This window comes from Nocardia anocheti, from assembly GCF_029675105.1.
Lineage (GTDB): Bacteria > Actinomycetota > Actinomycetes > Mycobacteriales > Mycobacteriaceae > Nocardia.
The window spans coordinates 60,545-72,326 of sequence record NZ_JAQQFV010000008.1; the positions used below are offsets into that span (position 1 = coordinate 60,545).

Here is an 11,782-nt window from a genome sequence, read left to right on the forward strand (position 1 = left end):
CCGTCACTGAATGTTGACGTCGACGCTGGCCGGAAGATCGATGCGCATCAGCGCGTCGACGGTCTTCGGCGTCGGGTCGAGGATGTCGATGAGGCGCTTGTGTGTACGCATCTCGAAGTGTTCGCGCGAGTCCTTGTACTTGTGCGGCGAACGGATGACGCAGTACACGTTCTTCTCGGTGGGCAACGGCACAGGCCCGACCACGCGGGCGCCGGTGCGGGTCACCGTCTCCACGATCTTGCGCGCAGACGCGTCGATCGCCTCGTGGTCATAGGCCTTGAGCCTGATGCGGATCTTTTGTCCCGCCACGCTAAGTGTCCTTTTCTCCGCTTTCCTTCGTGGTCACAGGAGCTGGCTCCTGCACCACCCTCATTTGCACAGCCCGAACACACGAAAGATCTCAGTCCTGGAGACCGCGACCGGGCGCCTGCCCGATCCTCGCCGCTGTTCATCTGTCATGGTTCTCCGGTCCACGCGGTCGGGCGTGTCGCCTTTTCGCTCATTCTTCAGCCCTGATCACTTGCTCATCATCGGCCTGGAACGTAGTCCCGGACGCATCCACACCCGGCGAACCGGGGAGATACAAACTTCTGCTCGCCTGTCTCGGTCCGTCCCTCCGAAGAGAAGACATGATCCTGTGCAAGGCAACCCGAACAGTATGCACCATCCCGACAACGCTCTTCAAATCGGGGGTCATGAGGTATCGATCACGCCCTCACGAGGGCGTCTACCTGGACCGCTTCGCCGGAACGGGCTGTACCGATCCATGGTAGCTGGCACGATGCCCGCCCCCGCGCCGGAGGGTTCCACGCTATCTTACTTTTGAGTAAGATATCCCGCATGACACAGGAAACCGCGACCTACCGCGGCTGGAAGAAGCTGCCCGACAACCGCCTCGGGCACACGCTGTTCTCCCTGGGGATGGTCGCCCGGGTCCCCTACTTCGGCACCGTGCTGCCCCAGGTGGTCCGGCTCGAACCCGGCATCTGCGAGGTCACCTCGCCCAAGTGGTTCGGTATCCACAACCATCTGGGCACCTTCCACGCCATCGCGGCCTGCAATCTGGCCGAGGTCGCGATGGGCATGCTCTCCGAGGCCACCGTGCCCACCACCCACCGCTGGATCCCCAAGGCCATGAACGTGCAGTACCTGGCCAAGGCCGAGAGCGGACTGCGCGCGGTCGCGAAGCTGGCCGAGGTCCCGGACTTCGCCGCCATCACCGAGGGCACCGAGCTCACCGTGCCGGTCTCGATCTACGACAAGGACGGCGTCGAGGTCGTGCACGCCGACATCACCACCTGGGTCACCCCGCGCTGAGTCCGACTCCCGAAAGTCGTTGGATCGGTACGGTTGTGATCGAGACGACGACAGAAGGGGGCCGGGATGCTGGAAGTCGAGCGGCTGGTGCGCCGGTTCGGCGAGCACGTGGCGGTCGACGGGGTGTCGTTCGGCGTGCCGCCGGGCGCGCTGACCGGATTCGTCGGCGGCAACGGCGCGGGCAAGACCACCACCATGCGGATGATCATGGGCGTGCTGGCCGTGCAGGGCGGGGAGATCCGCTGGGACGGCAAGCCGGTGACCGCGCTGGACCGGCGGGGCTTCGGGTACATGCCCGAGGAGCGGGGGCTCTATCCCAAGCAGCCGGTCCTCGATCAGCTGGTCTATCTGGCCCGGCTGCGCGGACTGGACGCGGCCGAGGCCAAGCGGCGGGCCGGGGAACTGCTCGCGCGCTTCGGGCTGGCCGAGCGGGGTAGGGACAAACTCGAGTCGCTGTCGCTGGGCAATCAGCAGCGGGTGCAGATCGCGGCCGCGGTGATCGCCCAGCCCACGGCGCTGATCCTGGACGAGCCGTTCTCCGGGCTGGACCCGGCCGCAGTGGATTCCATGGTGGAACTGTTGCGTGAATACGCCGATCAGGGTGTGCCGGTGCTGTTCTCCTCGCATCAGCTGGATCTGGTGGAGCGATTGTGCGATCAGCTGGTCATCCTGGCCGGTGGCCGGGTGGTCGGGCAGGGCTCGGTGGAGTCGCTGCGCGCCGGTGGCGCGGCCCGGTACCGGCTGGTCGTCGACGGTGATCCGGCGTGGTTGCGCGAATTCGCCGGGGTGCGGGTGATCTCGTTGGACGGTCCGGTCGCCCAGCTGGAACTGACAGGGACGAGCACCGACGCGGTGCTGACCGAGGCGCTGGCGCGCGGGTCGGTGCGGGAGTTCGCCGAGGCGCGGCCCACCGTCGCCGAGATCTACCGGGAGGTGACGGCATGAGAACTCAGCGGCCGCAGGTGACCACCGACGACGCCCGAGCGTGCCAGGAGGCCCGAGTATGAGTGGAGTGTGGCGGATCGTCGCCGCCAGGGAGATCGTGGTGAAGCTGCGCGATCGCAACTTTGTCGTGTCGACCGTGGTCACCATCGTCGCGATCGTGGCGTCGCTGGCCATCAGCGGATTCCTCAGCAGCAGGCCCGACAAGGTCGACGTGGCGATCACCGGGCCCGAGACGGCCGTCGTCCTCGACACCGCCAACGGCCTGGCCGACGCCGCCGACAGCGACACCACCTTCACCGGCCATCCGGCCGCCGATCGCGCGGCCGTGGAACAGCAGGTCCGCGACGAAACCGTCGACGTGGGTCTGGTGCCCGCCGAATCCGGTGGCTGGCTGCTGCTCGGCAAGACCGCCGAGGACGACAACGCCACCACCTACATCACCGCCGCCGCCCAGCAGCTCGCCCTGCAACGCAATGCCGAGGCCGCGGGCGTCTCGCTCGCGGAACTGGGTCGCGGCGCGGACGTGCGCTACGACCTGTTGGAGACGAGCGCGATCGACCCGGGCCTGAGCAAGATCGTGGCGCTGGTGTTCGCCTTCCTGTTCTATCTGGCCTCGGTGCTGTTCGGCATGTCCATCGCGCAGAGCGTGGTGGAGGAGAAGCAGAACCGGATCGTGGAGATCCTGGCCAGCGCGATGCCGCTGCGGCAGTTGCTGATCGGCAAGGTCGTCGGTAATTCGGTGCTGGCCTTCGCGCAGCTGGCGTTGTTCGTCGGCGCCGGGCTGGCGGGGCTGGCGGCGACCGGCAAGGCCGATCAGCTGGGGCAGATCGCCGGGGCCGCGGGCTGGTTCATCGTGTTCTTCCTGGTCGGGTTCATCGCGCTGGCCAGCCTGTGGGCGGTGGCCGGTGCGCTGGCCACCCGCAGCGAGGACCTGCAGTCCACCGCCACTCCCCTGTCGATGCTGATCATGATCGTGCTGTTCGCTGGCATCTTCCTCAGCGGCACCGCGCGGGTGGTTGCCTCCTATGTGCCGATCATGTCGATCGTCGCGATGCCGGGGCGGCTGGCCGAGGGCACCGCGGCCTGGTGGGAACCGATCGTCGCGCTGGTGCTGATGGGAGTGGCGGCCTACGCCATCGTCGTCGTGGCGGAGAAGATCTACCGGCGGTCGCTCATGCAGACCCAGGGCCGTCTGACCATGCGCCAGGCCCTGGCACTCGAGGACTAGCGCGAGCCATGTCCGCCGACGCGGCGAGGGTACCGACCGGGAGATGGGACCGCCGCACCGCGACCGGTCCGGATCTCGGGCCGCGCCGGTGATATCGGCGACCGGTGCTTGCACATCGTCGTCGGGAGCGGATTGAATGCGGACGTGAGTAGTACGCGGGAATTCGATGTGTGCGTCGTCGGGCTCGGCCCGACGGGGCGGGGGCTGGCGCATCGGGCGGCGGTGGCCGGACTGCGGGTCGCGGCCGTGGACCCCCGGCCCGAACGGCTGTTCCCGCCGACCTTCTCCTGCTGGGTCGACGAGCTGCCGGACTGGCTGCCCGAGACGGTGATCGCGCAGCGCATCGCGACCCCGACGGTGTGGACGAAGACCGAGCACCGGATTCCGCGTGAGTACTGCGTGCTGTCCAAGGCCGGGCTGCACGCGGCGCTGGCCCTCGACGACGCCACCGTCTTCGCCGAGCGCGCCCGCCGGGTCGACCAGCACGAGGTGGAACTCGCCGACGGGACCGTCATCGGGGCGAACACCGTCTTCGACACCCGCGGCCTGCCGACCCTGGGCAAGCGCCGCGCCGCCTCCGCGCACGGCATCTTCGTCGACGCCGAGACCGCCGCACCCATGGTCGCCGACGGCGAGGGCCTGCTGCTGGACTGGCGCCCCGAGAACGGCGCGGGCCCGGACGAGCCGCCCTCGTTCCTCTACGCGGTACCGCTCGGCGACGGCACGGTGATCTTCGAGGAGACCAGCCTGGGGCTGCGCGGCGGTATGCCCCAGCACGAACTACGCAAGCGCACCCTGGCCCGGCTCGCCGCGCACGGCATCGTCCTGCGCGGGGACGAGCCCAGCGAGGCCGCGCACTATCCGCTCGACCAGCCGCCGCCGAAGAAGGGCGCGGCCGTGGCGGTCCCGTTCGGCTCGCGCGGCGGCATGATGCACCCGTGCACCGGCTATAGCGTGGCCGATTCGCTGGCCCTGATCGACACCGCTGTCACCGCCGTCCAGCGCGGCGCGGACCCCGTCGAGGCGCTGTGGCCCTGGCAGGCGCGGGCGGTCTACTGGATGCGGATGCGCGGCCTGTTCGGCCTGGGCCGACTCACCACCGCCCAGTCGATCGCCATGTTCGAGGCGTTCTTCACCGAGTCCGAACGCGGCCAGCGCGCGCTGCTCTCGGCCCACGACGACTACACCGCCCTCGGCGCGGTGCTGTTCAACACCGTCGCGCACACCTGGCCGTTCCGCTGGCGCTACGACCTGGTCGGCTGGACCAATCGCGATCGCTGGGTCGACTACCCGTTCGCGCCCGCCGAGGCGCACACCGGCTGAAACAGCGACGCCCGCAGTCACGAGGACTCCGGGGCGCGGCTGATGGTGCCGAGACTATGCCGTCTGCGCGGCTTTCTTGTATCCCGCGATGGCCGGGTAGGCGAACACCGCGATCATGCCGACCGTCCAGGCCAGCGTCTTGAGCAGCGGCTCGGTCACCGGGCCGCCGTAGGACAGGCCGATCATGGCGTCGATCGCGCAGCTCATCGGCTGGTTGGCGACGATGGTCTGCAGCCAGGTCGGGTAGGCGATGATCGGCACGAAACCGGTGTTGAAGAACATCAGCAGCGTGTTGACGATGCCGATCAGGCTCACCAGCATCACGCCCTCGGTGATGGTGGCCAGCGCCGTCACCATCACCGCGAAGCCGAGCCCGAACAGCACTGGCACGCTGACCAGCGCGATGTTCGTCAGCGGCGACTCCATGAACAGGAAGCCCAGCGGCACCGCGACCAGCAGCACGATGATCGTGGTGATCAGGATGCGCAGCACCTCGGCCAGCAACCGGCCGGTGAGCAGCGAGGCCTTGTTCAGCGGCATCGTGTAGAAGCGGCTGAGCAATCCGGCCGCCTTCTCGCGCTTGAAGCCGAGGGCGCTGACGACCGCGCCGGTCATGGCGGCGACCAGCGTGAGCAGCGCGGCCTGGCCGTAGATGGCGGGCATGCCGCCGTAGGCGGTGATGTAGTCGCCGAGCACGATGCGGAACATCAGCAGGGTCACCGCCGGGTAGGCGATGGTCTGGATGGTGGTCGACGGGTCGCGCAGCCACACCATCAGCAGGCGCTTGGCCTGGATGACGCTGTGCGTGGCCCACACCGACACCGCGCCCTCGGGCTTGGCGTGCACCTCCGGCAGCTGGGCCGCGGTCAGGGTTGTCGTCATGATCGCCTCACACTCGCCCACACAGCCAGTGGGAGGAAGAAGATGGCCAGCCCGCCGAGCCAGACCAGCGAGACCCAGGTGCCCGCCCAGCTCAGATCACCGGCGGCCATGTCGCTGAGGGTCTGCGCGGCCTGCGAGATCGGCTGGTTGCGCGCGAAGGCCCGCGCCCAGGTGGGGAACGCCTGCTCGGGCACGAAACCGGTGGAGAGCATGCCGAAGATCAGGATGGGCAGGGTGAGCGCCTGGCTCAGTGCCTCGGGGTTCTTGGTGAGGCTGCCCAGCGCGTCGGCGCCCAGCGTGAGCACCACGCCGACCGCCAGGGCGAACCCGACGAAGGCCAGCGCCTGCACCCAGCCGCCGGTGAACCGGAAGCCGATCAGATAGCCGTAGCCGACGGTGGCGATCAGCGAGACCACCGAGCGCACGATGCCCGCGCTGATCCGCGAGAGCAGCGGCACCAGCGACCCGATCGGCATGGTCTGCAACCGGGTGCTCAGGCCGGTGAGCGCCTCGAACGCGGCCAGCTGGGCGTTCGACATCATGGTCATGGCCATGGTCTGCAGCACGATGATCGGCATCACGTACTGCGCGTAATCGATGCCCTGCACCTTCATGACATAGCGCAGCGGCAGGTAGAACGCGACCGTGATGACCAGCGGGAACAGCACCGCGACGATCAGCTCGCCCTTGGTGACCATGGTGCGCACGATGCGCCCGGTCAGCGCGCGCCACTGCGCGAAGCTGCTCGGACGCGCCTCGGGGAGATCGGCGAACAGCGTGTTCGCCGTGACGGCGGGGGCACTCACTGATGCCCGCCCGAGTGGCCGGTGATCGAGAGGAACACGTCGTCGAGCGAGGGCCTGCGCAGCGCGATGTCGGCCAGGTCGATGCCAGCGGCGTCGAGTCTGCGCAGCGCCTCGGCCAGGGTGGCGGCACCGTCGGGGGCGGGCACCGAGAGCTTGTCGGCGCCGCTGATCTCGGCGGCCACGGCGGCCGGGACCAGATCGCCCAGCGCCTGCACGGTCGCGGCCAGCTTGCTCGGGTCCAGCGGGACGATCTCGCAGAAGCTGCCGCCGGTCTTGGCCTTGAGCTGGTCGGCGGTGCCCTCCGCGATGACGGTGCCCTTGTCGATGACGATGATGTTGTCGCTGAGCACGTCGGCCTCTTCGAGGTACTGCGTGGTGAGCAGCACCGTGATGCCCTGGTTCTTCAGCGCCGTGACCAGGTCCCACACGCCCTGGCGGCTGCGCGGGTCGAGGCCGGTGGTCGGCTCGTCGAGGAACACCACCTCCGGCCGTACCACCAGACCGCAGGCGATGTCGACGCGTCGGCGCATACCGCCGGAGTAGTTGCGCACCGCGCGCTTACCCGCGCTGACCAGGTCGAATTCCTCGAGCAGCACCTCGGCGCGCTTGCGGGCGGCCGACTTGGTCAGACCCATCAGGCGGCCGAACAGCTCGAGGTTCTCCCGGCCGGTGAGGTTCTCGTCGAGGGCGGCGTACTGGCCGGTCATCATGATCGCGCGGCGCACCCCGGCGGCGTCGGTGCGCACGTCGTGCCCGGCGACCACGGCGGTGCCGGAGTCGGGGCTGAGCAGGGTGGACAGGATCTTGACCGTGGTGGTCTTGCCCGCGCCGTTGGGTCCGAGGATGCCGAGCACGCTGGCGCGTTCGGCCTGGAAACTGATGCCTTGCAGGGCGTGCACGTCGCCGAAGGACTTGCGCACGTCGGATACCAGCACCGCGGGCTCGTCGCGCCGCTGCGCGAGGCCACCTGCGGGCGCATCCACTGAGTTCGAACTCGGCATCAACTCTCCACCATCGGTCCGGGCGCGCGCGACCCGCTGGGAGGCGCGCACACGGAATTTTTCGTCTCGGTAGGTGATCCATACCGTTCGGCGCGATGTTACCGGTCCGGCGCATCCGCTGGTCGCGTCTCGGTCTGACTCGTCCGTTTTCCACACCTGTGTGGTCTTGCTCACGAGGGCAGTGCAAGGGCAGTGCGACGACCTTGTCGGGCCGCCCGGGCGGCCATACGCTGACTTTCGGGGAAACACTCGTCTCACCGGCCCGTTCCGACGGGCGTGTTCGATCCGCCGTGAGAGGTGACAATGATCGAGTCAGCACCGGCGGGCGCCACCGCGCCCGCGGGCCGAACCGACGTGCTGACGTCGTTCGACCCACGCACCGGCGAACAACTCACGCAGTATCCCGTCACCAGCGCCGCCGAGGTCACCCGCGCGGTCCGCACCGCCAGGGCCACCCAGAACTGGTGGGCCGAACTGGGTTTCGGTGACCGCAGGCGCCTGCTGCTGAAGTGGCGCCGTCACATCGCCCGCAATGCCAACGCCCTGGTCGAGGTCCTGCGCAGCGAGACCGGCAAGCCCGAGGCCGACGCGGCACTCGAGGTGATGCTGGCGGTGGAGAACCTGGACTGGGCCGCCCGCAACGCCGAGCGCACGCTGGGCCGCAAGCGACTGCCCTCGGGCTGGTTCACCCGCAACCAGCACGCCTCGGTCGGCTATCTCCCGCTGGGTGTGGTCGGGGTACTCGGCGCCTGGAACAACCCGGTCTTCACGCCGATGGGTGCCATCGCCTACGCCATGGCCGCGGGCAACACCGTGGTGTTCAAGCCGCACGAGCTCACCACCGGCGTCGGCGTCTGGCTGGCCCAGAGCTGGACCGACATCGCCCCCGACCATCCCGTCCTACAGGTCGTCACCGGTGACGAGCGCACCTCGACCACGCTGTGCCGGGCCGAGGTCGACAAGATCGCCTACGCCGGTCCCGAGGCGGGCGGGCGCGAGGTGATCGCCCAGTGCGCGCGCACGCTCACGCCGGTGGTCGTCGAGCACAGCGGCAAGGGCAGCATGATCGTGCACGTCGACGCGGTGCTCGACGCGGCGGCCGAGGCCGCGGTGTTCGGCGCGATGGCCAACGCGGGCCAGAACGCCACCGGCATCCAGCGCTGTTATGTCGCCGACTCGGTGTTCGACGATTTCCTGGCCAGGGTGGCCGAGCGCGCGGCCCGGTTGCGGCCCGGCGCCGACCATCGCGCCGCCTACGGGCCCATGATCAACGCCGCCCAGGTCGACGTGGTGCGCCGCCAGGTCCGCGACGCCATCGCCCGTGGCGGGCACGCGGTACTCGGCGGTCCCGAGTCCTTCCGCGACCCGTATGTGGAGCCGATCGTGCTGGCCGAGGTGCCCGAGGAGAGCATCGCCATCACCGGCGAGGGCATCGGCCCGGTGCTGGTGGTCAACCGGGTGGCCGACCTGGCCGACGCCGTCACCCGGGTGAACGCGGCGGGCAACGGCATCGCCGTCACGGTGTTCACCCTCGATATCGCCAGCGCCGAATTCATCGCCGAACAGCTGAAAGTCGGCGTGGTGACGGTGAATTCGTCCACCGCCTTCACCGGCATTCCGGCACTGCCCTTCGGCGGGGTCGGTGAATACGGCCAGGGCCACAGCCACGGCCAGCAGGGCCTCTACGAGTACAGCCGCACCATGGCCATCGCCCGCAGGCGCTACCGCGCGCCCGTGCGGCTGTCCACCTTCGACCGCCACCCGCGCCACCTGCGCACCGCCAAGGCGTTCTTCCGGTTACGCCACGGCCGCTGAGACCCCGGCTCAGTCCTGATCGGTGGGGTTGCCGATCAGGACTGCGCCGGTCAGCGCGGCCAGCCGAGCCAGCTGCTCGGGCCGCGAATCGAAGCGCAGCAGTCTGCCGACATCGATGATCTGCCCGATCGCCGCGTGGACGCGGAAGCGCGCCTCGATCGGGTCGCCGTCGAGCAGGTTGGCCCATTCCAGGACGTTCTGGCGCTGGATGGCGCGCAGCCGGTGCTGTTCGGCCTGCGGCAGGTTGCTGAACTCCGCGTAGTAGACCGGCATGATCTCCGGGGTCGCGAAGGTGAGCCGGGCGTAGCGGTCGGCGATGCGGCGGGCGGCGTCGGCGCGGCTCTCGGACTCGGCCAGCGCCTCGCCGATGGCGACGGCGAGGCGGTCGCCGGTGCGGTGGAAGGCGGCGGCGAGCAGGTCGGCCTTGCTGTCGAAGTGCCGGTAGACGCTGGAGGCGTTGATGCCGACGGCCGCGCCGATCTCCTCGATCCCGGACTCGTGGTAGCCGTTGCGGCCGAAGATCCGGATCGCCTCGGTGAGCAGCTGTTCACGTTTCGAGGTCACCGGCAGGCCGCGGTTCTGCCGGTCCGGTTCGGCGGCCGAGGGGGCGGGCGGCAGCTCGGCGCGCACGATCGACCAGGCCATATCGAGTTGCAGGGCCAGGATCCGCGCGTTGGACAGGGTGGTGCGGTGCGCGGCGATGCTGGCCAGCGCGCTCAACGCGCCGACGGCCAGCAGCGTGACGTCCTCGGGGCTCGCCTCCGGTCGCAGTTCGGCGATCGGCGCGGCGACCATCGCCTCCAGTTCCCGGTAGAAGGCGCGGATGCGCACCCGGTCCTCGCGCTCGAGGTAGCGGCGTTCCCAGCGGTAGAGCCCGGCCTCGCGCCGGAAGTCGATGTTCTGCTCGGCGACGGCGGTGAGCAGCGCGTCGAGCCGGGCCTCGGGCGCCAGTGCGGGGTCGTCGGCGGCGGCCGCGCCGTCGCGCAGGCCACGCGCGCCCGCCTCGGCGGCGGCCACGAGCAGGGCGTACTTGTTGGCGAAGTGGCGGTAGAGGGCGGGTCCGGAGATGCCGACCTCGGCGGCGATCTCGTCCACCCCGACCGGGTAGTACCCGCGGGCGCTGAAGGCGCGCGCGGCGGCGCGCATGATCTGCATCTTGCGGTCCTTGGGCCTGCGACGCACGACCCGCGCCGGTGCGGTGGTCGGCTCGCAGGCGCGTTCGGCCTCACTGCGATCGGCGACCATGCACTCACTTTCCGTTCCGCGTACCGGGGTCATCGACTACTCGGGCGCTGCGGCGGGGCAGCGCCGGACCAGTCAACCTAAGTTAACCACAATTCGCGAACGCCGAGAGGCGGGTCGGCCAAACGAAAACCGCCCCGCCGGTATGGCGGGGCGGTTCGTCGAGCGTGTGAGCTACAGGCCCAGGCCGCGAGCCAGGGTCGGCCACGACAGCTTCAGCTCGTCCTTCCAGTAGCCCCATGAGTGGGTGCCGTTGGGACGGAAGTTGAAGGTCGCCGGGATGCCGAGCTCGTTCAGCCGGTTGGCCAGGTTGTGCGTGCAGTAGTTGGTGCCCGCCTCGATGACGCCACCGATGACGATCTGGTTGGCCAGCCCGTAGGCACCGGGCAGCGCGTACGGACCGTCGAGGGTGTCGTACGGGCCGGGCAGGCCGTTGCCGGTGGAGATGTAGAGATCGAGCCCGCGCAGCCCCTCGGCGTTGACGTACGGGTCGTTCTTCACCCACTCCTCCGAGCCCTGCGGGCCCCACATGTTCATGGTGTCACCGCCGCCCCAGGTCTCGACGGTGAGCTTGACGAACTCCGAGCCGACCGGATCGGAGGTCTGCGCGCACCCGCTGTAGGCCGCGACCGCCTTGTACAGGCCGGGCTTGGCGATGGGCAGCGCGAGCACGGTGGTGCCCGAGGTGGACAGGCCCGCGATGGCGTTCACGCCGTTGGTGCCCAGCGCGCCGTCGATCAGCGGGGGCAGTTCCTCGGTGAAGAACGTCTTCCACTTGTTGCGCCCGACCACCGGGTCGTCGGCGATCCAGTCGGTGTAGTAGCTCCAGGCGCCACCGATGGGCTGGATGACGTTGACGTTCTTGTCGCCGAGGAACTCGAGCGCGTCGGTCTTGGCGACCCAGGACGCCGAGTCCTCGCCACCGCCCGCGCCGTTGAGCAGGTACAGGGTGGGGCGCGGCTCCGACGCGTCGGCCGGGCGCTGCACGTCGACGATGATGTTCTGGTCCATGGCCGCCGAGTACACGTGCAGCCGCAGGCTGCGCGAGTCCTTCACCTCGGCCTTGACGATCTTGGAGCCGTCCGGGGCGACCGGGTTGGCCAGCAGGCTCTGGGAATCGATGATCGGGTCAGCCGAGGCGGGACTCACGCCGAGGCCGGACATCAGTCCGGCCATCACTGCCGTTGCCGCGATCATCGCCGCGGCGCGGGAGCCACGACGCC

The 11,782-nt window shown here is 69.4% G+C and carries 11 protein-coding genes; 5 read left to right on the forward strand and 6 right to left on the reverse strand.

Translation table 11 applies throughout. The features are described 5' to 3' along the window. Nucleotides 1–3: 3 nt before the first annotated feature. On the reverse strand, nucleotides 4–309 hold the full coding sequence (rpsJ, locus tag QC180_RS21430; RefSeq protein WP_003938093.1) for a 30S ribosomal protein S10: 306 nt from the start codon (nucleotides 307–309) through the stop codon (nucleotides 4–6). A 531-nt stretch (nucleotides 310–840) separates the two neighbouring features. Here rpsJ and QC180_RS21435 point away from each other — a divergent pair. The 4 genes from QC180_RS21435 (at nucleotide 841) to QC180_RS21450 (ending at nucleotide 4,813) form a co-directional block, all read left to right on the forward strand. Next, nucleotides 841–1,317, forward strand: a complete 477-nt coding sequence (locus QC180_RS21435) for a hotdog fold domain-containing protein (protein WP_278264584.1) — start codon at nucleotides 841–843, stop codon at nucleotides 1,315–1,317. A gap of 66 nt (nucleotides 1,318–1,383) precedes the next feature. Then, the gene (locus QC180_RS21440) at nucleotides 1,384–2,262 is read left to right on the forward strand and encodes an ABC transporter ATP-binding protein (RefSeq protein WP_278264585.1); all 879 of its coding nucleotides are present in this window, start codon (nucleotides 1,384–1,386) and stop codon (nucleotides 2,260–2,262) included. A gap of 58 nt (nucleotides 2,263–2,320) precedes the next feature. Then, nucleotides 2,321–3,490, forward strand: coding sequence for an ABC transporter permease (locus QC180_RS21445; RefSeq protein ID WP_278264586.1), 1,170 nt, complete (start codon nucleotides 2,321–2,323; stop codon nucleotides 3,488–3,490). A 144-nt stretch (nucleotides 3,491–3,634) separates the two neighbouring features. Next, nucleotides 3,635–4,813: a lycopene cyclase family protein gene (locus QC180_RS21450; RefSeq protein WP_278264587.1), complete on the forward strand. Its 1,179-nt coding sequence runs from the start codon at nucleotides 3,635–3,637 to the stop codon at nucleotides 4,811–4,813. Between the two features lie 54 nt (nucleotides 4,814–4,867). Here QC180_RS21450 and QC180_RS21455 read toward each other — a convergent pair whose 3' ends face one another. From QC180_RS21455 to QC180_RS21465, 3 genes are read right to left on the reverse strand one after another with little or no spacing between them, the layout of a single operon-like run. Next, complete coding sequence (locus tag QC180_RS21455) at nucleotides 4,868–5,695, reverse strand: ABC transporter permease (RefSeq protein WP_278264588.1); 828 nt, start codon at nucleotides 5,693–5,695, stop codon at nucleotides 4,868–4,870. After that, nucleotides 5,692–6,501, reverse strand: coding sequence for an ABC transporter permease (locus QC180_RS21460; protein WP_278264589.1), 810 nt, complete (start codon nucleotides 6,499–6,501; stop codon nucleotides 5,692–5,694). Before QC180_RS21460 ends, QC180_RS21455 begins: the two co-directional genes overlap by 4 nt. Further along, a complete protein-coding gene (locus QC180_RS21465) occupies nucleotides 6,498–7,502 on the reverse strand; it encodes an ATP-binding cassette domain-containing protein (RefSeq protein ID WP_278264590.1) in 1,005 nt (334 codons plus the stop codon). The genes QC180_RS21460 and QC180_RS21465 overlap by 4 nt, the downstream gene beginning before the upstream one ends. 303 nt (nucleotides 7,503–7,805) lie before the next feature. Here QC180_RS21465 and QC180_RS21470 point away from each other — a divergent pair, with 303 nt between their 5' ends. Beyond that, on the forward strand, nucleotides 7,806–9,317 hold the full coding sequence (locus QC180_RS21470) for an aldehyde dehydrogenase family protein (protein ID WP_278264591.1): 1,512 nt from the start codon (nucleotides 7,806–7,808) through the stop codon (nucleotides 9,315–9,317). Between the two features lie 9 nt (nucleotides 9,318–9,326). Here the strand turns inward: QC180_RS21470 and QC180_RS21475 are convergent, their stop codons facing one another. Then, on the reverse strand, nucleotides 9,327–10,562 hold the full coding sequence (locus QC180_RS21475) for a TetR/AcrR family transcriptional regulator (protein WP_278264592.1): 1,236 nt from the start codon (nucleotides 10,560–10,562) through the stop codon (nucleotides 9,327–9,329). Nucleotides 10,563–10,733: 171 nt separating this feature from the next. Further along, entirely contained in the window at nucleotides 10,734–11,756 is a 1,023-nt protein-coding gene (locus QC180_RS21480; protein WP_278264859.1) for an alpha/beta hydrolase, read from the reverse strand. Nucleotides 11,757–11,782 lie beyond the last annotated feature (26 nt).